Below are 24041 nucleotides of genomic sequence, written 5' to 3' on the forward strand. Positions count from 1 at the left end.
ACTATGGCAAGTATAACACTCACACCAAGCGAAAAGGAGATTCAGGCTTTTCTTGAACACTATCAAACCAGTCTGGCTCCCAGCAAGAATCCCTATATTCGCTACTTTTTGCGACTACCTCAAGCAACGGTTTCTATCTATACTTCTGGAAAGGTCTTGCTTCAGGGTGAAGGAGCTGAAAAATATGCTAGTTTCTTTGGCTATGAGGTTGTAGAGGAAAACAGGGGTCAAAATTTCCCTTTGATTGGGACAGATGAGGTAGGGAATGGTTCCTACTTTGGTGGGCTTGCAGTTGTGGCTTCCTTTGTCACACCTGACCAGCATGCCTTCTTGCGAAAACTAGGTGTGGGGGATTCTAAGACTCTGACAGACCAAAAGATCCGTCAGATTGCCCCTATCCTCAAAGAAAAAATCCAGCACCAGGCACTGCTTCTCTCACCAAGCAAGTACAACGAGGTCATCGGAGACCGCTACAACGCTGTTTCGGTTAAGGTGGCCCTCCATAATCAGGCTATCTATCTCCTTCTTCAAAAAGGTGTTCAGCCTGAGAAAATTGTGATTGATGCCTTTACCAGTGCTAAAAATTATGACAAGTACTTGGCACAAGAGGCCAATCGTTTCAGCAATCCTATCAGCTTAGAAGAAAAGGCTGAGGGCAAATACTTGGCTGTCGCAGTTTCTTCTATCATTGCGCGTGATCTCTTTCTGGAAAATCTTGAAAATCTAGGACGAGAGCTGGGCTATCAACTTCCAAGTGGAGCTGGAACGACTTCTGATAAGGTAGCTAGCCAGATTTTGCAAGCCTATGGTATGCAAGGACTCAATTTCTGCGCCAAACTGCACTTTAAAAATACTGAAAAAGCGAAAAAACGCTTAGAAAGGTAAGTTATGAATTCATTTAAAAATTTCTTAAAAGAGTGGGGATTGTTCCTCCTAATTCTGTCATTACTAGCTTTAAGTCGTATCTTTTTTTGGAGCAATGTTCGCGTAGAAGGGCATTCCATGGATCCTACCCTAGCGGATGGCGAAATACTCTTTGTCGTTAAGCACCTCTCTATTGACCGTTTTGATATCGTGGTGGCCCATGAGGAAGATGGCAATAAGGACATTGTCAAACGTGTCATCGGAATGCCTGGCGACACCATCCGTTACGAAAACGATAAACTTTACATCAATGATAAAGAGACGGACGAACCTTACCTAGCTGACTACATCAAACGCTTCAAGGAGGACAAACTCCAAAGCACATACTCAGGCAAGGGATTTGAAGGAAATAAAGGAACTTTCTTTAGAAGTATTGCTGAAAAAGCCCAAGCTTTCACAGTTGATGTCAACTACAATACCAACTTTAGCTTTACTGTTCCAGAAGGAGAATACCTTCTCCTCGGAGACGACCGCTTGGTTTCGAGCGACAGCCGCCACGTAGGTACCTTTAAAGCAAAAGATATCACAGGGGAAGCTAAATTCCGCTTCTGGCCAATCACCCGTATCGGAACATTTTAAGAGACCTAAGAGGCCGAGAATCACCAATCTCAGCCTCTTCTTCTATCGTGAGAATATGATTATTCACTATCCAGTTTGATTAAGATAGAAACAAAGTTATACTCAATGAAAATCAAAGAGCAAACTAGGAAGCTAGCCGCAGGCTGTACTTGAGTACGGCAAGGCGAAGCTGACGTGGTTTGAAGAGATTTTCGAAGAGTATTAACTCTCACCTATTTATGCAAAGGAATCTTATGGAAGTTTATTTTTCAGGAACCATTGAACGGATTATTTTTGAAAATCCCAGCAATTTTTATCGCATCCTCCTCCTAGAAATCGACGATACGGACGCAGAGGATTTTGATGATTTTGAAATTATTGTCACCGGTACCATGGCTGACGTGATTGAGGGAGAAGACTATACTTTTTGGGGACAAATTGTCCAGCACTCCAAGTATGGGGAACAACTGCAAATCAGTCGTTATGAAAGAGCAAAACCAACTAGCAAGGGCTTGGTCAAGTACTTTTCAAGTAGCCATTTCAAGGGAATTGGTCTCAAGACAGCTCAGAAAATCGTGGATACCTATGGCGACAATACCATTGACGAAATTCTGCAACACCCAGAAAAGTTAGAAGGCATTGCAGGACTATCTGCAAAAAATCGCGAGGCTTTCGTCTCCACTCTCCGTCTCAACTACGGAACCGAGATGGTTTTGGCCAAACTAGCCAACTACGGCATTCCCAATAAACTAGCCTTCCAGATTCAAGATTTTTACAAGGAAGAAACCCTTGATGTGGTTGAAAATTATCCCTATCAGCTAGTTGAGGATATCAAGGGTTTGGGATTTACCATTGCTGACCAACTAGCGGAGGAACTGGGCATCGAAAGTCAGGCTCCTGAGCGCTTTCGTGCCGGTCTAGTTCACAGTCTTTTTCAGGCCTGTATTGAAACAGGGGACACCTATGTTGAAGCACGGGATTTGCTGGAACAAACCCTTAATCTCCTTGAATCTTCTCGCCCCGTGGAACTGGATCCCAGCCAAGTGGCCCAAGAACTCTCCTACCTGATTGAAGAAGACAAGGTTCAGCAGGTTGATACCAAGATTTTTGACAACAGCCTCTTTTTCGCTGAGGAAGGCATCCGCAGTCACTTGGTTCGTATCCTTGAAAAAGGAAAACAGAAGAGTCATGATTTAGAAACCATTCAAAAACATATCGCTACTGTCGAAGAAGATCTGGAGATTGAATATGATAACATTCAAAAACAGGCTATCTGTGATGCTATCCAGAATAAGGTCTTTATCCTGACAGGTGGACCTGGTACTGGTAAGACAACTGTTATCAATGGGATCATCGCTGTCTATGCTCTTTTAGAAGGACTTGACCTCAGGAAAAAAAGCAACCTGCCGATTCTTCTTGCTGCTCCAACTGGACGAGCCGCTCGGCGCATGAATGAATTGACAGGTTTGCCTAGCGCGACCATACACCGCCATTTGGGAATGACAGGGGACGATGATACCAGTCATCTGGAAGATTATCTGGATGCTGACTTTATCATCGTAGATGAATTTTCCATGGTGGATACTTGGCTGGCCAACCAACTCTTCTCCAACATCTCTTCTAACAGTAAAATTCTCATCGTAGGTGACAGCGACCAACTACCGTCTGTCAGCCCTGGACAGGTTCTAGCGGATCTGCTTCATATTCCCTTGATTCCTCAGACTCGTTTGGAAAAAATTTACCGACAAAGCGAAGAATCAACCATCGTCACCCTAGCTAGTCAGATTCGACAGGGTATCTTGCCAGCTGATTTCACCCAGAAAAAAGCAGACCGTTCCTACTTTGAAATTGCTAGTGGCCATATTCCTGCTACGATTGAGAAAATCTTAGGCGCTGCCCTAAGAAGTGGTATCCCTGCCCGTGATATCCAAGTTCTGGCGCCCATGTACCGAGGAACAGCAGGGATTGATGCCATCAATCAGCTCATGCAAGACCTCCTGAACCCACCACAAAAAGATCAACTCAGTTTTGAAGCTCCCCAGTGCCACTATCGCAAGGGAGACAAGGTCATTCATTTGGTCAACGATGCTGAAATCAATGTCTTTAATGGAGATTTAGGAGCCATCACAGACCTGATTCCGAGTAAATACACTGAGTCGAAACAAGACGAGATTGTCATTGATTTTGATGGCAACGAGGTTTCTTACCCACGTAACGAATGGTACAAAATTCGCTTGGCCTATGCCATGAGTATCCATAAGTCCCAGGGAAGTGAGTTCCCTGTTGTCATCCTACCTATCACCAGTGCTAGTAGGCGTATGCTGGAGCGCAATCTCATCTATACAGCCATTACACGCGCCAAAAGCAAGCTTATCTTACTAGGCGAATTACAGGCCTTCGACTATGCTACCCAACATATCGGAACTGCCCGAAAAACCTATCTGATTGAACGTTTCAGTGATTTATTGGAGAATGTTGAAGAAAAGCAACCAGCTGTCTCTGAAACTGCCACATCAAGTGCCTCTGAACAATCCTACATCCTAACCGAAGAAAACTGGGATAGCATCCCCGCCATGATTGGGATTACAGATGCAGACCTCAAAGAGATTTTTGGAAAATAGTGCATAAGAAAACCCACCAATTCAGGTGGGATTTTTGTTTATTAAGATTATTTAACTGTTGCTGTGCTTGTGATCAATTCAACAGCTTTTTTAATTGTGATATCATGTTTCAACATATCAGCTGAAAGCAAGCTTTGTACTTGTGCCACTTCCATGTTGTAGTCTGCCGCCAATTGCTCGATTTCTTTTTGGATTTCTTCTTCTGAAGCGTCAAATCCTTCAGCTTTCGCAACTGCTTCGATAACAAGGTTAGTCTTCGTACGTGACTCAGCTTCTCCCTCGTATTGTTTGTGAAGATCTTCTTGAGTAGTTCCAGTGATTTGGAAGTACATGTCAGGGTTGATACCTTGACGTTGCAAGTTTCCAAGGAATTCATTTACTGAACGGTGAACTTCTTCGTGGATCATTTCTTCTGGAAGTTCTACGATTTCAGCGTTCTCTACAGCTTTATCAATTGCTGCACCTTCAACTGCATCTTTGTAAGCTTCTTCTTTAGCTTCAGACAATTCTTTGCGGTATTTTTCTTTCAATTCAGCAAGTGTTTCAACTTCTTCATCGATGTCTTTTGCAAGCTCATCGTCAAGAGCTGGAACTTCTTTAGCTTTTACTTCGTGGATAGTTGTTACGAATTTAGCTTCTTTACCTGCAAGGTCTTCTGCTTGGTAGTCTTCTGGGAATGTTACAACGACATCAACAGTTTCGCCAGCTGAGTGACCTACCAATTGGTCTTCGAAACCAGGGATGAATTGACCTGAACCAAGTCCAAGTGAGAAGTTTTCACCTTTTCCGCTATCAAATTCAACACCATCGATAGAACCAACGAAATCGATGACAACAGTGTCGCCGTTTTCAGCAGCAGCTTCTTTGATAACCAATTCAGCCAAGTTGTTGCGTTCACGTTCGATACGCTCTTCAACGTCAGCGTCTGTTACTTCTTTTTCTACATCTACTGATACTTCAAGGTTTTTGTAGTCACCCAATTTTACTTCAGGTTTTGTAACAACTTCAGCTGTGATAACCCAGTCTTGACCTTTTTCCATTGAAGTCACGTCAATTTTTGGTTGTGCAACTACTTCAAGACCAGCTTCTTTTACTGCAGCTTCATAAGCGTTTGGCAAAAGAGCGTTCATAACATCTTGGTAAAGTGACTCTTCACCAAATTTTTTGTCGAAGATAGGGCGTGGAAGGTGACCTTTACGGAAACCTGGAACATTAAGAGATTTCTTCACTGAGTTGAAGACACGGTCCAATTCTGGTTTGATTTGGTCTTGAGAGATAGTAAAAGTCAAGACACCACGGTTTGTTTCTTTGTTTTCAAATGATACAGACATTCTGTCATTTCTCCTTAAAATTTTTTAAATACAGTCTATTATAACATAAATGGGCGACTTTTTTCAAGTAATGAATGCGCTTTTCAATGACGCTAGAGGTACTGGCTTGCTTCTTTGATACTAAGGTCAGCCATTCTTTCCTGGTTTTTCTCAATGAAGCCTGCTACCCAAGTTGGATTGGTTTTGGAGTAGTCTCTTAGAGCCCAGCCAATGGCTTTATTGATAAAGAATTCTGTTTGGTTCAAATTATGAAGCAGAATCTTTTCCATTAATTGAACATTGGTCTTCTCTTTTCTTAACAACTGGTGGTCAATAGCGACACGTCTCAACCAGATATTATCTGATAGGCTCCATTTAAAGATTATTTCTTCTAGTTCAGGGTGGTCATACACCAAACTCCCTACTACTCGATCTAGGATATCTACGGTATCCCACTAGGATTTTGTGACGACTAACCGCTCAAGCTTAGGTAAATCGTTCTCCGTTAGATAAGACTGCATGGCTTTCAAATAATTTGCAGCCACATACTGGTATTCTCTAGATTCTTTTTCCCAGCAAGTATCTACAAAATTCCAGTCGATAATCTTTGTTTTTTTCGCTTTTGGAAAGTATTTTTTATAGAGTGCATTTCTTTCAGGAGCCGCAATACCTAGGAAGAAAAATTGATGGCGCATATAGACTTCCATGGGCCCTGCATTTTTTGAATCTTTTGCCGCTTCTAGCTCAACAAGTAAATCTGTTAGACTCATCTAAAACTCCTCATGCCCCACCAAGTGGTGCTGAAAGGCATAGACTGCAGCCTGGGTACGATCGCTGACTTCAAGTTTGGCTAGGATATTAGACACATGGGTCTTGACCGTCTTGAGAGAGATAAAAAGTTCGTCTGCGATGCGCTGATTTTCATAGCCCTTAGCGATGAGTTGGAGAACATCTCGCTCACGCGCAGTCAAGTCCTCATGTAGTTCTATGTGATTGCGGTGGTATTCGACCTTCTTGCTGACCTCTTGTTCAATAGCCAGCTCGCCAGCAGCCACCTTACGGACGGCATGGAGTAGTTCGTCTGCACTAGAAGTCTTGAGCATATATCCCCTAGCACCAGCATTTAAGACAGGCATGATTTTTTCATTGTCCAAGTAAGAACTCACAATCAAAATCTTAGCTTCAGGCCATTCTTTGAGGATGGCCAAGGTCGCATCAATCCCATTCATCTCAGGCATGACGATATCCATGACAATAACATCCGGACGCAATTCCAAAGCTAAGTCAATACCCTGAAACCCGTTGGACGCTTCCCCTACAACTTCTACATCATCTTGGAGGTCAAAGTAGCTTTTCAATCCCAATCGAACCATTTCGTGGTCATCTACTAGTAAAATTTTCATCTTTACTCCTTTATCATTCCTTATCGAGCAGGGGAATACGGATATCAACTGCCAGCCCTTGCTTGGGAGCTGTTAATAACTGAACCGTCCCTGCCATATCTTCAACCCGCTCCTTGATATTACGTAGTCCATAACTCAAGTCATCTAAACTCCCTAACTGAAAACCAATTCCATTGTCTACCACCTTCAGTTGCAATTCAACATCCGTCTGATAGAGATAGACATCCAAACAAGAGGCCTGGGCATGGCGGAGGGTATTGCTGATCAATTCTTGCAGGATACGGAAGATATGTTCCTCGATTTTCTTGGGCAATTTCGTCACATTTTGCTTAAGACTAACTCTGAGATCACTCTTGTCCTCAAGCTCTTTTAAGAGGATTTGAATTCCCTCAACCAGACTCTTCTGCTCTAGTTCAACCGGTCGCAAATGCAAGAGCAAGACCCGCAAATCCTTCTGGGCGGTTTCTAAAATAGCTGTGACACTCTGCAACTGGGTCTGCATCTTTTCTCTATCCAATTTCAAAGCCTGTTGACTAATACCCGATAAAATCATGTGGGCCGCAAACAACTCCTGACTGACCGTATCATGCAAATCCCGAGCAATCCGCTTCCGTTCCTTCTCGATGATTTCCTCTTCCTGAGCAAGACTGTGATTTTCTGCTTTTTGAAGAGCTTCTGTCAAGAGGTTAAGTTTGCCTGACAAGGACTTGAAGCTGGCATCCAAATCTGGATCTGCAAGCTGAACCACTTCTTGCCCTGCCAACAAACGCTTGAGATTAGCCTGCATTTTTCTTAGAGAAAGCTCTTCAACACCTCTCCAAAACAAGGCTAAGAGAAAGGTCATGGACATACTGAAGACCAATAATAAAAAAACAAATTTTTCTGTTTTTTCTATATCATGCAAGAAAATAGACCAGTCAAAGTCAAGCATTTCCAGCAAGCTGTGGGAGAAAAATAAGACAAACAAAATGGAGGTGAGAGCAATCATTACATAGGCTTGTTTTTTCATCCTCTGACCACCTCCACATCGCCAATCATAGTGGTCAAGAAAATCTTGACACTCTTGTTACTCTTGAGATAGTCTCTTGTTTCTTGATGATAGTGTTCATTGCGGAGGGCTCGCTTGGGCTGGTTGAAAAAAGTCAAATCACCATAGAGGCAGTTAACGCTAAGACTGACTTCCACATCTACAGGTACAATGATTTTGGTCGTTCCTACCATCTTTCTGAGAATAATGACATTGTCATGATTGGTTAGAATGACCCTCTCTAGATGAATTGTATCCTTGCCCATGAGGCGAAAGAGATTGATATCATCAAACTGGCAAGTCTGGTAGCTTGAAAAATGATGAAGATTTCCAAACCAACGATTTTTCTCCTTCTTAACCGTAACCACCTCTTCAAAAACCAAATTGGTCTGCTCTTTTTCTTGGTTCATCATCGGATAAAGTAGAAAGAGGCTATAGATAACCGCAACAAAAATAGCTAGAATCACAAAAGGATTGAGCATGACGATAAAAAAGAAGAGAATGGTTGCCACTACTAAAAGAAGATTATTGCCCTCTTTACCAGTGTAATAGCGAATCAAAAGTAAAAAGAGGAATAAAATCAGCAGAAAACGCGAAAAATGCTCTGATACCATCAAAATCAGAGCTCCTGTCAAAAGACAAGCTTCAATAAATAAAAAGATTTTAAATTTTCTCATAGTGCATCCTCTCCCTTCTATTTTATCACAATTCAAAAAAGTCACCTCAGTCTGAGGATGGAAAAAAGGCGGTGGTTACGCCTTTTTCATCTGATCATTTGCTTCTTTTAATTTTCCATAAAGAAGATAGTCTACTTTTTGCAAATCTGCTATGGTGGCACAATTAAGGGCACACATGATGAGTCGTAGATCTTCTTTCCAGCCTTGGATAATGCCAATCACTTCTTCAACTGAATAGGTTTCAACCAATTCCAGAACTGTTCGAGACAGTCCTACAGCCTTAGCACCAAAGACCAAGCACTTAATCATATCCAGTGGATTGCGAACGCCTCCACTAACCAAGAGTTCGACCTTGTCTTTCCAGTCTTGGGTATTGAGAAGGGCTTGCATGGTAGACTGGCCCCATTGATTGAGGTAGTCACGTTGACCACTGCGACGGTTTTCGATATAGGCAAAGCTGGTACCGCCACGACCTGATAGGTCAACAGTTCGAACACCCAATCCATAGGCTCTCTCGATGGTCTTCACATCCATTCCAAAGCCCACTTCCTTGAGGACAATCGGAACGGGGATTTGCTTGCTATAGTCTGCCAGATGCGATTGCCAGCTTCTGAACTTCCTTTCTCCCTCAGGCATGAGCAATTCCTGCATAACATTGACATGCACTTGCAAGAGAACAGGATTCATCTCTTCTACAGTCTGAAGGCCTAACTCGACAGGCTTGTCCAATCCAATATTGGTTCCAAGAAGGAGATTTGGATGATCAGACTTGACAGAAAAAGAGTCATCTGCTGGATCTTTGAGGGCTGCGCTATAAGAACCCGTTACAAATAAAATACCACAGGCTTCCGCCACCTGAGCCAGCTTTTGATTGATTTCTCTTCCCTTATCGCTTCCACCCGTCATGGCATTGATATAAAAAGGAAAATCCCACTTTCGACCAGCAAACTCTGTCGACAGATCGACTTCATCCAGGTCGTAAAGAGGCAAGGAAGAATGAATCAACTCCACATCATCAAAGCTATTATAGGAACTTTTCTGCTCAAGGGCATAGCGGATGTGCTCATCCTTACGATTTGTCGTCATGTCCTATCCTTTCTTGGTATAAGAGCTCAATCCCCAGATCGGCCCAACGGTTTTTTAGGTTTTTAGTTGATTGCTCATCAAAACTCAAGGCAATACCACAATCACCACCACCAGCACCGCTACTCTTGGCAACAGCTTGCAAATCTTGACTAGCTTCTTTCAACTGTCTGAGCGAAGGCGTGTAAATATCTGTGCTCAAGCCTTCTAAGAGCTTGCTGGCCACTTCTACTTGCTCGATAATTTTTTCTGATTTCCCCTGCTCCAAGGCTTCTACTAAAGCAGCCACCGTTTCTTTTGAGGAGCTTAAAAAATTCTGATTGATATTTTGCTTGATTTGCTGGACCATGTGACTCGATACAGCCACTTCCTTGGTCCATCCCACTAGGAAATCACATTCTAAAGTTGGTTCCACTTGCGAAATTGAAAAGCCCCAATCACGCTCTAAAACAGTCGCCAAATTTTCTTCTTTCAACCAAGTTGCTACCTGCTGGCGATCAAATGACTGGTAGAGAACCAAATCTTCTGCCACAATACAGGCAAGGTCCCCCATAGAACCATTGTCTCCTCGCTTGAGCAAGACAGCGCTAGCCAGCTTGAACAAGAGCTCCTGATCAACCGAAATATCATATAAAGCCAGTAAGGTCTTGATGACCAAAACAACGACGCTACCGCTAGAACCTAGACCAAACTTTTTCCCTTCCCGTTCCATTTTTCCTCGGATTTCCAAAGAAAAAGGTCGCAAGGTCTGCCCACGATAAACGAGGAAATTTTCCACTAAAGCAATCGTTTCTTGAATCAAACTGTAGTCAGGATTTGGTGTCAAATCCACTGCGAAATCAAACATATCTGAGTAGATACGGTAACTATCAGAAAAAGCAATCTCCCCCTTCATATAGATGGGGATGGCCTTTATCAAGGCCAACTGCCCTGGCTCTAAAATAGCATATTCGCCTGCCCAATAGAGCTTTCCGCAAGTTTTAACAGCAATCATCTTGGCTTAAATCCTTTGTTTTTGACACAATCAAGCGGTAACGCTGACTGAAGATTTCAGATAAATGCTCCAAGTCTTTCTCCTGACAAAGAACTTTGACATTGGGACCAGCATCCATAGTAAAGTAGCAGGCTTCTCCTTTCTCACGAAGCTGGCGGACAAAGTCCATGGCTTCATAGCTTGCATCCGTCAGATAAGAAAAGGCTGGTGATGCTGTTTTGGTCGTAGCGTGCATAGCAAGGGCATTTTTCTCAGTCAATTCCCCAACCTTGACAAAATCATTTTCTTTGAGGTAAACCAGCATATCCTGATAATCCTTCTCAGACTGACGCACCCATTCATCAAAGGTCGTCGAGGTTTCCACACAAAGTTTCATCCCGTCACGGCTAGAGATTGGTTTTTTCTTGTCCTCTAGCACCAACATAATCATAGCTAGTTTCAAGTCTGTCTCTACAGGGTAAATCTCTCCGCTATCCTTGTCCCAGGCTCCTAGCGGTCCATAAAAACTCCGAGAGGAAGATCCTGAGGCAAACTTCGCTTCCTGCGCTAACTGACTTCTATCCAATCCAAGCTTGAAATAAGCATTGCAAGCCTTGACCAAGGCAGACAAACCACTAGAACTTGATGACAAGCCCGCTGCGGTAGGCATATTATTTTGAGTATCAATTCGAACAAAGCCTTCTCCAACTGGACGGTAGCGGTCAATAATCTTGCTCATCTTAGCATGCTCTGCCTCATTTTGTAGCTGACCATTGATATAAAAGACATCAGCTGTCGCATCCGTCGGTAGAGATGACAGAGTCGTCTCTGTGTACATATTTTCCAAAGTCAGAGAGATACTGCTAGTAGCAGGCACCATCTCTTTTTCTTTTTTCTTTCCCCAATATTTGATAATAGCAATATTTGCGTAGGAACGTACTGTTACAGGCTCTCGATCCATGTCTGAACAGCTCCTTTCTCTTCTAATCTTTCTGCTAGTTCTTGTGCGTGTGTTAAATTATCTGCCAAGGCTATGATACAGCCTCCTAGTCCACCACCGCTCATCTTGGCACCCAGAGCACCATGGCTAAGAGCCGTTTCAACTAGAGAATCCGCCTCAGGGCTACTAACACCAATTTCTTTTAGATGTAAATGCGCTTGACTGAGGATTTGTCCCAGTCCTTCAGCATCTTTTTGTGAAATCGCTTCTTCTGCTTGCTGGGTCAATTCTCCCAGGGCATGCAAAAACGGCAGGGCATCCTTCCCCTTGCTTTGAACCACTTGGATGGCTTCACGAGTCTGGCCATAAACGCCTGTATCAGCAATCACCAAATAGGCGGATAAATCCATCTCAAGCTCTGTAAATCCTACATTCTTAATAAAGCGAATAGGCTGGTCACTGAGACAGGTCTTGGCATCCAAACCACTCGGATTCATATGAGCAATCATCTCAGCCCGATTGACCAAGATTTCTAATACATCATGAGGCAGTTCTGCCTCATAGTAGTCAAAAACCGCACGAATAGCCGCTATGCTGATAGCAGCTGACGAACCCATTCCCCGTTTTTCAGGGATAGCCGAGTCAATCTCACAGCGAATGCAGGCTTCTTTGATATCCAAATACTCCAGCGAAGCATAAACTGCCATGGACAAGGTATCCTCCTCATAGAGGCGCCAAGGACTTTCTGCAGGAACTACCTTACAAGTCACCTCCACCTCCAAAAGAGGCAAGGAAATAGCAGGATAGCCGTAAACGACCGCATGCTCCCCTATTAAAATAATCTTACTATGTGCCTGACCGACACCAACCTTTTTTGTCATTTTTTCCTTTTGCTAGACGAAAAAGCCGTCTCATACTCAATGAAAATCAAAAAGCAAACTAGGAAACTAGCCGCAGGTTGCTCAAAACACTGTTTTGAGGTTGTAGATAAGACTGACGAAGTCAGTCACATATATACGGTAAGGCGACGCTGACGTGGTTTGAATTTGATTTTCGAAGAGTATTATTTTTTCCTACAAGTATTTATTCTCTCCTATCTATTTTATTATATTTTCACAAAAAAAGCGATTGTTTCCTTCACAATCGCCTCTTTCATTATTGAACCCATTCGCCATTATAATTGATAGAATAGCCATCTACGGTCGTATTCACTGCTAAAGCACCTGAGCTATAAGCATAGTACCATTTGCCATTGACCTGGAACCAGCCTGTCTTCATATCTCCATTACCTGCATTTAGGTAGTACCAAGTTGAACCATCTTGATACCAACCAGTTACCATAGCTCCTGATGAACGGAGATAGTACCACTTGTTACCAAGGTATTGCCAGCCCGTTTTCATATCACCATTTTCAGCATCTAAATAGTACCAAGTTGAGCCTTCTTGATACCAGCCAGTCGCCATAGCTCCTGATGAACGGAGGTAGTACCACTTATTGCCAATTTGCTTCCAACCAGTTTGCATGATACCAGTTTCTGGGTCTAGGTAATACCACGGAGCAGGTTTGCTTCTATCAATGCCAAAAGTAACATGGAAATCTTGAGTCCAACCCTTAGCAACTTCACCAATTGGTAGTGGATTGTAAGAATCATCGCCAGAAATTCCTAGCTTATTTAAATAATACCAATTGCCGTCTTCATAAGTCCAACCTGTCTTTACAGCATAATTATTATCAAAATAATAAGTTCTCTTTTCAGCAGATGGAGCATATTGTTCACCGTATACTTTTCCTGTATTTTCAGACGTTTTTGCCTCTAGTACCTGTTTATCTGTTTGTTCTAGCAAAGCACCATCTTGTCCAAAATAGTACCACTTCTCCTGAAGACCAATTTCTACGACTGGACGATTATTAAATAAATTATCACGATAACCTGTTCCATGAATTTCTACGTATTGCCAACCGACAACCATCTCTCCTCTATCACCAAAATAGTAGGTTTTACCGTCTATTTTATGCCAATAGATTGCTTTATGATCATCTTTTACATAATATTTTCTATTATCCTTATCAACAAATTGGCCACCTGTGGTATCCGCAAATACAGTATTTGTAGCTAACAAACCAAAGAAAAATGTTGCTAGTGCGACTTGCATCATTTTTTTCAAAAGCTTCATTTGTATCTCCTCCAAGATTAAATCCACTCACCAGATGAAGCAAAGTTATAGACTTTACCATCGATAGTTTGGCTACCTGTAACCATTGCTCCATTTGAATTGAGATAATACCAGTTTCCATTTACTTTTGTCCAACCTGTCTTCATATCTCCATTACTTGCATTTAGATAGTACCAAGTTGAACCATCTTTCACCCAACCAGTTGCCATAGCTCCTGATGAACGGAGATAGTACCACTTGTTGCCAAGGTATTGCCAGCCAGTTTTCATATCACCATTTACTTGGTCTAGGTAATACCAAGTTGAGCTTTCCTGATACCAGCCAGTTGTCATAGCTCCTGATGAACGGAGGTAGTACCACTTATTGCCAATTTGCTTCCAACCAGTTTGCATGATACCAGTTTCTGAATCTAGATAGTACCAAGTGGAAGCATCTTGAATCCAACCAGAACGTTTCTCACCACCAATATAGTTTTCTCCATTAATTTCCGTTTTAGCTAGATAATACCAATTAGACTGGTCATAAAGCCAACCTGTCTCTAAAGAATGATTTTGATTAAAGTAATAGTTCGTGTAAAAACTCTTCTCTTCTTTATCTTCCGGATTTGTACGTTTTTCCCCATACTTTCTTCCAACACTGTCTTTAGTTTTAACCTCTAATGCTTTCCAACCAACAAACTCTTGTAGCACTCCATTTTTATCGAAATAGTACCACTCTGACTTTGGAAAACCTTCTAATCTGATACCATTTGGGTAAGGAGCAATTGTACTACCTTTAGATGGAAACGGAATATATTGCCAGCCGACAACCATCTCTCCAGATAGAGGATCAAAATAATAGTACTTACCATCAATCACTCGCCAGTAGGTTTCTTTGAGTTCCCCCTTCTTGTAGTAGGTTCTACCATTTTCTTGGACAAATTGCCAACCTTCTGAATCAGCATCATCCGCCAATACTGCACTTGTTGCTAGCAAACCGAAGAAAAAGACTGCTAATGCAATTTGCATCAATTTTTTTATTATTTTCATTAGACGTATCCTCCATGACTGATTATAGCAAAGACCAAACCGCATGTCAATATATAGAAAATCCCTCAAAAAAAGCAGTTACAAAACTGCAACTGCTTTTCTATTCTTGCATGGTGTAACCAACACCACGCACGGTTTTAATGTAGCTTTTTTGACCTTTTACATCAAGCTTGCTACGTAGATAACGGATATAGACATCCACGATATTGGTTTCGGTCGCACTTTCATACTTCCAGACACTTTCCAACAACTGCTCACGAGTCAGAACTTTCTTGCTTCCCATAAGAGTAGCCAAGAGGTCATACTCACGACGAGTCAAAGCAATCATCTCCTCGCCACGATAAACGGTATGATGCTCTACATCCATACGCAGATTACGGTAAGATGTTGGAACCTTCATCTGACTACAGTGTTGGTCGATAAAGTCCCGACCTCTGAAAATCGCTGAAATACGAGCTACCAAATTATCAATAATAACTGGCTTATAGATGTAAGAAACGGCAAAGCGTTGGATTGTTTCAATCTGATCTTGCAATTCTTCGCGATGGTCCAAGACCATGATGACTGAAGCTGGCTTAGTCCGACTCAGCTTATCTGCAAAATTCTGGGCTGTCATATCCCCCAGACGAGCATTCAATAAAATCAAGTCATAGTCTGTCTGAAGAGCCATGGAGAGGGCTTTTTGCCCCTCCTCAACCTGATCAACTCGGTATTGCTCTTTTTGGAGTTCCAAACTTAAAAAATGAGCTAGATTTCGTTCTTTCTCAAGTAATAAAATCCGTTTCCCCATGGCAGACCTACTTATTTTTCGTCATACCAAGAGTAGTGGAAGGTTCCTTCTTTGTCTTTACGTTGGTAAGTGTGGGCACCAAAGTAGTCACGTTGCGCTTGGATCAAGTTAGCTGGAAGGTCAGCTGAACGGTAGCTATCAAAGTAAGTAATAGCTGCTGAGAAAGTTGGCACTGGTACACCAGCTTGAACCGCAAGAGCTACGATATCACGCACTGCTTGTTGGTACTTAGCAGTGACATCCAAGAAGTATTCATCCAAAAGAAGGTTAGCAAGGTCTGCATCACGGTTGTAAGCATCTGTAATTTTTTGCAAGAAACGAGAACGGATGATACAGCCATCACGCCAGATAGATGCGATATCTGCAAATGGCAAGTTCCAGTTGTTTTCTTTAGAAGCTACACGCAATTGCGCAAAACCTTGTGCGTATGAAATGATTTTTGAGAAGTAAAGGGCTTGACGGATTTTTTCAATCAACTCAGCCTTGTCTCCTTCAAATTTGAAGGCAGCTGGTTTTGGAAGAACCTTGCTAGCATGCACACGTTCTTCTTTGTAAGTAGAGATGTAACGTGCAAATACTGACTCAGTGATGAGTGACAATGGCACACCTAGGTCAAGAGATGATTGGCTAGTCCATTTACCAGTTCCCTTGTTACCTGCGGCATCAAGGATGTAGTCTACGATTGGTCCATCTTGACCTTCATCGTCTTTACGGCTCAAGATATCAGCTGTGATTTCGATCAAGTAGCTGTCCAATTCACCCTTGTTCCACTCAGTAAAGATTTCAGCCATATCTTCTGCAGAAAGGCCTAGCAAGTGTTGCATCAAGTCATAGCTTTCTGCGATCAATTGCATATCACCGTACTCGATACCGTTGTGAACCATTTTCACATAGTGACCAGCTCCATCAGGACCGATGTAAGTCACACATGGTTTGCCATCTTCTGGTGCTTTAGCTGAGATTTCTTCAAGAACATCCGCAACCAATTCGTAGGCTTCTTTTTGTCCACCAGGCATGATAGAAGGACCTTCAAGGGCACCTTTTTCACCACCAGAAACTCCAGTACCGATAAAGTTGATGCCTGAGTTTGCCAATTCTTCATTACGACGGATTGTATCTTTGTAGAAAGTGTTTCCTCCGTCGATCAAGATATCACCCTTATCAAGGTGTGGAAGAAGGGCTTGAATTGTAGCATCTGTACCAGGTCCAGCTTGAACCATGAGCATGATGCGACGAGGTTTTTCGATTGAGTTTACAAAACTTTCAACGTCATAGCTTGGTACAAAGTTCTTTTCAGGATGGCAAGCAATTACATCTTCAGTTTTTTCTTTACTACGGTTGTAAATAGCAACTGTGTAACCACGAGATTCAATATTAAGGGCAAGGTTACGACCCATTACGGCCATACCAACAACACCAAAGTTAGCTTTTGTCATTTGACACTCCTCTTGTTTAATTTGTTTTATTTTATCATTTTTACTTTTGAAAAGAAAGAATTTTGTAACGACTGCTTAGTAGTCCAAAGCATCCGCATGTCCAGAACCATTTCCAACAAAGTATCCTGTCTTACAGTTAAGGGTAAAGAGATAGGTTCCATCTGGCTTGTAGAGATTGTAATAACCATTGCCATTAACGATATTGACACGTTCAAGGATATATTGGTTACCAGTGATATAACCACGTGAACGTGAAGTCGCTAGAATCTGTTCTAAGACACCATCCGCGAAATCCCAGGCAGAGTTATTACTATCATCAATAGCCGATTGATTGAACGGCACACGACTCGAAGCTCTCTGGAGGTCAACTCCAGAACTTGATAAACCGCCATGGCTATCATCACGTGCAGAAACTGAATTGTTTGATGAGGCGCTTGAAGATGGACTTGTGTTGTCTGCAGCCCTCTCTGTTGATGAACTTGAACTTTCTTGGCTGGAGCTTGAACTTGAAGGAGCTGTTTGTTGACTCTTACCTAGACTAATAGCCTTATCTAGTAATTTATCAAGCTCCGTATTTCCAGTTTTAATATCTGTAAATTTAGCATCCGATTTAGCTTTAGCGTTAGTGTCCAAAACACCATCAACAATAGCTGGCTTCTCAAATTGAGCATTGACATCTTGAATGGCCTTGATTTGAGTTGCTAGGCTATCATATTTAGATTTGGCAAGTGTATGTTCACGACTACCTTCCAGCTTATCAAGTAAGGTTTTAAGTTGGCTCAGCTTATCAAACTGACTATTTTTCAAAGCCGTTTTGTTGCTATCTATATAGAAGGCATCATAGAGAGTATTAAACTCTTGTAATGCTGTTTGCGTAGCTTGGTCGGTTGAAGCTGATTGTGAAGATTGTATCTCTTGGTTTGAGCGTGAAATTTGACGGTAGACAAAATAGCTCCCCAGCAGGATAACAATTACAATCAGTACTGAAGCGATGATCATCACTCGTTTCTTTATAGAATCTGCTTCTGTTTCTGGCTCTATGGCAGTAGCTCTCGACAGTAAAACTGTATCATCTTCTTGGACCTCGTCATCTTCATCAACACCTTCTTCAGTTACAACTAGAGGTTCTATCTTTTGACTATCTTCCTCGAGAGGAGGCAAAACAAAGTCTGAACTATTTGTGTCTGTAGCATCTATAGAAGATTCTTCTCCTAACTCCTCATCTGCAGTAGTATCACTCGTTTCTCGAACTGCTTGAATCAATTCCTCTAAACTTTGAGTGGCTGCTAGCTCTTCTTTTTTGAACTGTCGTGTTTCAAACTTATCTGCTTCAATCTCTTCACGATGTTGCTTTATATATTTGTCTAGAATACTATCTTCTGGAAGCACCCCAGCTTCAACTTCCTCATTCTTACGAATAACTTGACCTACTGTCAAATCTTTAGCTTCATCAAAATCAAATTGTGGCTCTTGGTCATGTTTCTCATGCCGATCACGTCTCTTCTGATCCATATCTTATCCTTTCTACTTCACTTCTTGGCGCTTAACACGCTGACCAAAATATTGATATAAATCAACTTTTAAGGTTCCATTGTACAACTTACGCTTCTTATCCGCTTGACTACCGTACTTGGTCTCAAAGGCTTCATCACTGGTTAAGATAAACTTGCTCCACGTTTTCAGAGGAGCAAATACTTGACCCATCTCAGCATAAAGCTTGGTAACCCCTGCATCATCTGACAAGCGTTCACCATAAGGCGGGTTAGAGATAATCACTCCATTGATTTTATCAGAACGCAAATCCTGCACGCGCATCTGCTTAAAGGTAATATCTCCTGCAACCCCTGCCGCCTGGGCATTAGCCTTAGCAATTTCCACCATACGTGCATCGATATCACAGCCCATGATGTCCAGTTCCAGTTCACGATCCACTTTCTTAGCTGCTTCTGTACGCACTTCTTGAATCAGTCGATCGCTAATCCAGTTCCATTCCTCAAAGGCAAAAGAGCGACGAAGACCAGGAGCCATCTTCCTAGCCATCATAACTGCCTCGATACAGAAAGTTCCTGAACCACAGGTCGGATCAATCAAGGGCTTATCTGGATACCAGTTAGAAAGTTGTAAAATGGCTGCCGCCATGTTTTCCTTGATAGGAGCGCCACCCTTTTCCGTACGATAACCACGTTTAAAGAGGCTAGTCCCTGTCGTATCAATCATGACAGTTGCTATGTCTTTAAGAATAGAGACCTCAATCTTAAACTCTGGACCATTCTCCATCAGAGGAACACCTTCTGGGCGAGCATAGTGTTTTTGTAATTTCTTGACAACAGCCTTCTTTGAAATAGCCTGTACACTTGGCTCATTGTGAAGTTTAGATTTAACACATTTAGCTTTTGAAATCGGAAAACGAGCCCCAAGCGGCAAATAATTTTCCCAATCTAGAGCGAAAACTCCCTGAAAGAGCTCCTCAAAAGTCTTAGCTGGGAACGTTCCTACGATAATTTTAATACGGTCTGCTGCCCGAAGCCAGAGGTTGGTTTCGATAATGCCTCTCACGTCTCCTTGAAAACGAACACGTCCATTTTCAACCTGACAATCGTAGCCCAACTCTCGCACTTCACGTCCCACAACAGCCTCAAGACCCGCTGCAGCAGTAGCGATTAAATTAAATTCTTTTTTCATTTTCAGTCTTATAAGACCTTTCTATATGTCCACTTTAAAAAATGAGGTTGAGAAAGTTTTCTCAGCCCCAACCTATATGCAATTTTCTATAAGCCATGTTTTGTTCCAGAAGTGACTAGGACCACTTCCTTCGATAATCATCTGTCTACCACTAACAGCTTACAGCTGATAGCAGTCAGAGTACTACGTTCGTTTCCGTGTACTCCATGCCCCGACCGAAATTTGGGTTGCTAGCTTGAGGGGTTTACCGCGTTCCACTCTCTCTGTTTCCAGAAAGACTCCGTCACTGTGGCACTTTCAAGCCTACTCCGACCTATCCAAGGACTTAGCCATTTCGACTGCCGTAACGATTTCTCGTCCCTAGGCTTATGGTTTCGCCTAGCACAAACACTACAGGCATCACAGCCTGTGCTAGCATGGACTTTCCTCATGAAAAGAAATTCTCCTCACGCGATTATCCAAAAATTGCACTTTTCAAATAAGCTCTTATAAATTAGAGTTATCCAAAATTTGTTTACCAAATACTTCTTTTTCAAGACGATTTAGACGTTTTAAAATATCAAAATTCGTCATAGAAGTTGTTGCTGTCATTTCAAGTGGTTCTGCTTGAACCGGTGTAGATTCAGGTTTGCGAGACAATTCTTCCTTCAACTCTGCAACTTCTTGACGGAGAGACTTGACTAAGGCAGCATAAGTTTCATAGTCCTTGATGACATCGTCCAAAAATTCATCAACTTCAACTTTACTATACCCACGGACTTCACGTCCAAACTCTTGCTCGAAAATATCTTTCGCTGAAAAAATAATACCTGCCATCTCTCTCTCCATTCTCGGTTTCTAATAGTATTATTATATAAAAAAAGGCAAACAAAAATCAAGGTCAAAGGCCTACTTTTCAGAAAAATTTTCTGCTAGCTCATTTAAGTCTTCAAACGTTAACCTTTTTATGCGATAACCTTCCTGATTTTTCATCAAATTGTCTATAAATTTTAATTTGGTCTCATTTTCTGAATCATAGAAAAAATAAGCTAAATCAGTGTTTTCCAGTAAAAATCGTTGGTAATCTCGTAATTGCCCCATATGTTCATATTTAGGATAGGCATATTTGACAAAATCGACCTGCTTAAATTGGCTAAGTTTAAGCTGATTCGCTTCATTCCAATTTTCCCCGTGTGTTTCAAAATCAAAAATGGTCGCTAGGCTGAAATCATATTCGTCTTTCATTTCATTTGCGACATCAAGCACCCAAGATTCAAATCCCAAGTTCCCTGTAAAGACCAGCCATTTAATCCCTTCTTCTACTAAACTTTCTAAATCACGGCGAATGGCTTTCTTTATAATTTTTAACCTGATATCTTTTTCATTAAACAAACCCAAATCAAAGTTAGAATATCCCATGATTAAAGCTGTAGTCATTTTTACACCTTTCTTTCTATTTTTATGGTATAATAGAGTGATGTTATTGTACCAATAAGGAGAAATATGGTCAACTATCCTCATAAAATTTCATCAAAAAAAAGCCAAACATCCATTTCTCAACCAAAAAATTTCGCAAATCGAGGAATGACTTTTGAAAAGATGATTAACGCTACAAACGACTACTATCTGACGCATGGCATGGCAGTTATCCATAAAAAGCCAACGCCTGTTCAGATTGTTCGAGTAGACTATCCTCAACGTAGTCGAGCCAAAATTGTAGAAGCCTACTTTAGACAAGCTTCCACAACAGATTACTCTGGCGTATATAGAGGACATTACATTGACTTTGAAGCCAAGGAAACACGACAAAAGAATGCTATTCCAATGAAGAATTTTCACCTTCATCAGATTCAGCATATGGAACAAGTCCTTGCCCAGCAAGGAATTTGCTTTGTGCTCCTGCACTTTTCTTCTCAACAAGAAACTTATTTATTGCCGGCTATTGACTTGATTCGTTTCTATCATCAAGACAAGGGACAAAAGTCAATGCCACTTGGATATATTCAAGAATATGGATATTTGGTTGAGCAAGGCGCCTTTCCTCAAATTCCCTATCTCGACATTATCAAAGAACATTTACTAGGTGGTAAAACAAGATGAACAAACAAACTATCCTGCGAATAGCTAAGTATGCAAGTATCGGCTTCTTAACTGTATTTATCGCAGCTGTTGTCCTAGGCGGAGGGCTTTTTCTCTACTATGTTAGCAAAGCTCCATCTCTGTCCGAAAGTAAACTAGTCGCTACAACTTCAAGTAAGATATACGATAACAAAGACGAACTGATTGCCGATCTTGGAGCAGAACGTCGTGTCAATGCACAATCAAATGAAATTCCAACGGAATTAGTTAATGCTATTATTTCCATTGAAGACCATCGTTTCTTTAATCACCGTGGAGTTGATACTATTCGTATTCTTGGGGCAGCATTGAGAAATCTCCGAGGTGGAGGGGGACTCCAAGGAGCTTCAACCTTAACTCAGCAATTGATTAAGTTGACTTATTTTTCTACTTCAACTGCTGATCAAACCTTATCACGTAAAGCACAGGAGGCTTGGCTAGCGGTTCAACTAGAGCAAAAAGCTACGAAACAAGAAATACTAACCTACTACATTAATAAGGTCTACATGTCAAACGGTAACTACGGAATGCAAACTGCTGCACAGAACTACTACGGAAAAGATCTTAAAGATTTGAATTTACCGCAGTTAGCACTCCTCGCAGGAATGCCTCAGGCTCCAAATCAGTATGACCCATACTCTCATCCTGAAGCAGCTCAGGAACGACGTAATCTTGTCCTATCTGAGATGAAGGGTCAAGGATTCATCACAGCAGAGCAATATGAAAAAGCAATCAACACACCAATTACTGAAGGTCTACAAAGCCTAAAATCCGGTAACAGTTATCCTGCTTACATGGACAATTACCTAAAGGAAGTAATTGATCAAGTAGAGCAAGAAACTGGCTACAACCTTCTAACTACCGGTATGGAAGTATACACCAATGTTGACACCGAGGTTCAACAACGTCTCTGGGATATTTACAATACTGATGAATACGTTAATTATCCTGATGATGAACTCCAAGTAGCTTCAACTATCGTAGATGTAACAAATGGTAAAGTCATTGCTCAGTTAGGTTCTCGTCACCAATCAAGTAATGTATCTTTCGGAATCAACCAAGCCGTTGAAACCAATCGTGACTGGGGTTCTACTATGAAACCAATCACCGACTATGCTCCTGCCTTAGAATACGGTATCTACGATTCAACTGCTTCAATTGTTCACGATGTTCCTTATAACTATCCTGGAACAGATACACCTGTTTACAACTGGGATAAAGGTTACTTCGGAAATATTACTATCCAGTATGCTCTTCAACAATCACGTAATGTCACAGCGGTTGAAACTCTTAATAAGGTTGGTTTAGATAAAGCAAAAACCTTCCTAAACGGACTCGGTATTGATTATCCAAGTCTGCACTATGCGAATGCTATCTCTAGTAATACAACTGAATCCAACAAACAGTACGGAGCAAGTAGTGAGAAAATGGCAGCTGCCTACGCAGCTTTTGCAAATGGTGGTATCTACCATAAACCAATGTATGTTAACAAGGTTGTCTTTAGTGACGGCAGCTCAAAAGAATTTTCTGACCCTGGCACTCGGGCTATGAAAGAGACGACTGCCTATATGATGACAGAAATGATGAAAACTGTTTTAGCATACGGAACAGGTCGTGGTGCCTATCTTCCATGGCTACCTCAAGCTGGTAAAACTGGTACATCAAATTATACAGATGAAGAAATTGAGAAATATATCAAAAACTCAGGCTATGTTGCACCAGATGAAATGTTTGTCGGCTATACTCGTAAATATTCGATGGCTATATGGACGGGTTACTCAAATCGTCTTACTCCTATTGTTGGTGATGGCTTCTATGTTGCAGCCAAGGTTTACCGCTCAATGATGACTTATCTTTCTGAAGATAATCATCCTGGAGATTGGACTATGCCTGAGGGCTTATATCGAAGTGGCGAATATGTCTTTAAGAACGGTGCTCGTCCTACATGGACTGCTCCTTCTACTCAACAAAGTTCTACACCCGCTCCTGCGAGTCAAGCTCCAGAAACCTCAACCTCTCAGTCAAGTGTAACGACACCAAACTCAAACGTAAATCCAAATGCAAATACAGCTACTCCCAATGCTGGAACCAATGAGAATACGGTAACACAACAACCAAGTACCAATCAAGGTCAGCCTAACCAAAATCCTCAGCCAGCTCAACAATAAATTACTAACCACCCAAAAATTGGGTGGTTTTTCAATCTTTTCTTTGTTAAATCAAATAATTAGATAAGAAAAACCTGAGAAGGCCAATTTTACTTCTCAGGTTTTTTGTTCTATACACTCCACTGATTTAGAATACTATTAAGAAAGAG

21 protein-coding genes, 1 other RNA gene and 1 pseudogene are annotated in these 24041 nt (G+C 41.7%); 5 read left to right on the forward strand and 18 right to left on the reverse strand.

Annotation, left to right across the window (positions count from 1 at the left end; all coding sequences use genetic code 11):
* Positions 1–3: 3 nt before the first annotated feature.
* The 3 genes from rnhC (at position 4) to M594_RS08380 (ending at position 4103) form a co-directional block, all read left to right on the forward strand.
* The gene (gene rnhC / locus M594_RS08370) at positions 4–885 is read left to right on the forward strand and encodes a ribonuclease HIII (protein ID WP_173876536.1); all 882 of its coding nucleotides are present in this window, start codon (positions 4–6) and stop codon (positions 883–885) included.
* Positions 886–888: 3 nt separating this feature from the next.
* Complete coding sequence (gene lepB / locus M594_RS08375) at positions 889–1503, forward strand: signal peptidase I (RefSeq protein ID WP_173876538.1); 615 nt, start codon at positions 889–891, stop codon at positions 1501–1503.
* A gap of 233 nt (positions 1504–1736) precedes the next feature.
* Entirely contained in the window at positions 1737–4103 is a 2367-nt protein-coding gene (locus M594_RS08380; protein ID WP_173876540.1) for an ATP-dependent RecD-like DNA helicase, read from the forward strand.
* A gap of 47 nt (positions 4104–4150) precedes the next feature.
* Here the strand turns inward: M594_RS08380 and tig are convergent, their stop codons facing one another.
* The 18 genes and pseudogenes from tig to M594_RS08470 form a co-directional block, all read right to left on the reverse strand.
* Positions 4151–5434 (reverse strand): trigger factor, encoded by a 1284-nt coding sequence (tig, locus tag M594_RS08385; RefSeq protein WP_173876541.1) that lies wholly within the window; start codon positions 5432–5434, stop codon positions 4151–4153.
* Positions 5435–5526: 92 nt separating this feature from the next.
* Positions 5527–6183, reverse strand: a pseudogene (locus M594_RS08390) (DNA alkylation repair protein).
* A complete protein-coding gene (locus M594_RS08395; protein ID WP_173876543.1) occupies positions 6184–6816 on the reverse strand; it encodes a response regulator transcription factor in 633 nt (210 codons plus the stop codon). It abuts the pseudogene before it with no gap.
* A 13-nt stretch (positions 6817–6829) separates the two neighbouring features.
* A complete protein-coding gene (locus M594_RS08400) occupies positions 6830–7825 on the reverse strand; it encodes a sensor histidine kinase (protein WP_173876545.1) in 996 nt (331 codons plus the stop codon).
* Positions 7822–8520, reverse strand: coding sequence for a cell wall-active antibiotics response protein LiaF (gene liaF / locus M594_RS08405; protein ID WP_001224652.1), 699 nt, complete (start codon positions 8518–8520; stop codon positions 7822–7824). Before liaF ends, M594_RS08400 begins: the two co-directional genes overlap by 4 nt.
* Before the next feature lie 75 nt (positions 8521–8595).
* Entirely contained in the window at positions 8596–9606 is a 1011-nt protein-coding gene (gene fni, locus M594_RS08410; protein ID WP_173876546.1) for a type 2 isopentenyl-diphosphate Delta-isomerase, read from the reverse strand.
* Positions 9590–10597, reverse strand: coding sequence for a phosphomevalonate kinase (locus tag M594_RS08415; RefSeq protein ID WP_173876548.1), 1008 nt, complete (start codon positions 10595–10597; stop codon positions 9590–9592). Before M594_RS08415 ends, fni begins: the two co-directional genes overlap by 17 nt.
* Positions 10584–11537, reverse strand: coding sequence for a diphosphomevalonate decarboxylase (mvaD, locus tag M594_RS08420; RefSeq protein ID WP_173876549.1), 954 nt, complete (start codon positions 11535–11537; stop codon positions 10584–10586). The genes M594_RS08415 and mvaD overlap by 14 nt, the downstream gene beginning before the upstream one ends.
* On the reverse strand, positions 11519–12397 hold the full coding sequence (gene mvk / locus M594_RS08425; RefSeq protein ID WP_173876551.1) for a mevalonate kinase: 879 nt from the start codon (positions 12395–12397) through the stop codon (positions 11519–11521). The genes mvaD and mvk overlap by 19 nt, the downstream gene beginning before the upstream one ends.
* A gap of 274 nt (positions 12398–12671) precedes the next feature.
* On the reverse strand, positions 12672–13691 hold the full coding sequence (gene cbpC / locus M594_RS08430) for a choline-binding protein CbpC (RefSeq protein ID WP_173876553.1): 1020 nt from the start codon (positions 13689–13691) through the stop codon (positions 12672–12674).
* Between the two features lie 17 nt (positions 13692–13708).
* Positions 13709–14719: a choline-binding protein CbpJ gene (gene cbpJ / locus M594_RS08435; protein ID WP_173876554.1), complete on the reverse strand. Its 1011-nt coding sequence runs from the start codon at positions 14717–14719 to the stop codon at positions 13709–13711.
* 100 nt (positions 14720–14819) lie between these two features.
* A complete protein-coding gene (locus tag M594_RS08440) occupies positions 14820–15509 on the reverse strand; it encodes a response regulator transcription factor (RefSeq protein WP_050105813.1) in 690 nt (229 codons plus the stop codon).
* A gap of 11 nt (positions 15510–15520) precedes the next feature.
* Positions 15521–16945 carry an NADP-dependent phosphogluconate dehydrogenase gene (gndA, locus tag M594_RS08445; protein ID WP_000158778.1) on the reverse strand — a complete coding sequence of 475 codons (1425 nt, stop codon included), beginning with the start codon at positions 16943–16945 and terminating at the stop codon, positions 15521–15523.
* A 75-nt stretch (positions 16946–17020) separates the two neighbouring features.
* The gene (gene mapZ, locus M594_RS08450) at positions 17021–18457 is read right to left on the reverse strand and encodes a cell division site-positioning protein MapZ (RefSeq protein ID WP_173876555.1); all 1437 of its coding nucleotides are present in this window, start codon (positions 18455–18457) and stop codon (positions 17021–17023) included.
* A gap of 12 nt (positions 18458–18469) precedes the next feature.
* Entirely contained in the window at positions 18470–19627 is a 1158-nt protein-coding gene (locus tag M594_RS08455) for a THUMP domain-containing class I SAM-dependent RNA methyltransferase (RefSeq protein ID WP_173876556.1), read from the reverse strand.
* An 84-nt stretch (positions 19628–19711) separates the two neighbouring features.
* Positions 19712–20093: RNase P RNA component class B (gene rnpB, locus M594_RS08460), an RNA gene on the reverse strand.
* Positions 20094–20113: 20 nt separating this feature from the next.
* Positions 20114–20443, reverse strand: coding sequence for a cell division regulator GpsB (gene gpsB, locus M594_RS08465; RefSeq protein ID WP_173876557.1), 330 nt, complete (start codon positions 20441–20443; stop codon positions 20114–20116).
* A gap of 72 nt (positions 20444–20515) precedes the next feature.
* Complete coding sequence (locus tag M594_RS08470) at positions 20516–21043, reverse strand: DUF1273 domain-containing protein (protein ID WP_173876558.1); 528 nt, start codon at positions 21041–21043, stop codon at positions 20516–20518.
* A 66-nt stretch (positions 21044–21109) separates the two neighbouring features.
* On the opposite strand from M594_RS08470, the gene recU reads away from it, so the two are divergent.
* Together recU and pbp1a are read left to right on the forward strand one after the other, a co-directional pair.
* On the forward strand, positions 21110–21706 hold the full coding sequence (gene recU / locus M594_RS08475) for a Holliday junction resolvase RecU (protein WP_173876559.1): 597 nt from the start codon (positions 21110–21112) through the stop codon (positions 21704–21706).
* The gene (gene pbp1a / locus M594_RS08480; RefSeq protein WP_173876560.1) at positions 21703–23892 is read left to right on the forward strand and encodes a penicillin-binding protein PBP1A; all 2190 of its coding nucleotides are present in this window, start codon (positions 21703–21705) and stop codon (positions 23890–23892) included. Before recU ends, pbp1a begins: the two co-directional genes overlap by 4 nt.
* The last annotated feature ends 149 nt before the right edge of the window (positions 23893–24041 follow it).

The organism is Streptococcus mitis (assembly GCF_013305725.1).
Lineage (GTDB): Bacteria > Bacillota > Bacilli > Lactobacillales > Streptococcaceae > Streptococcus > Streptococcus mitis_BO.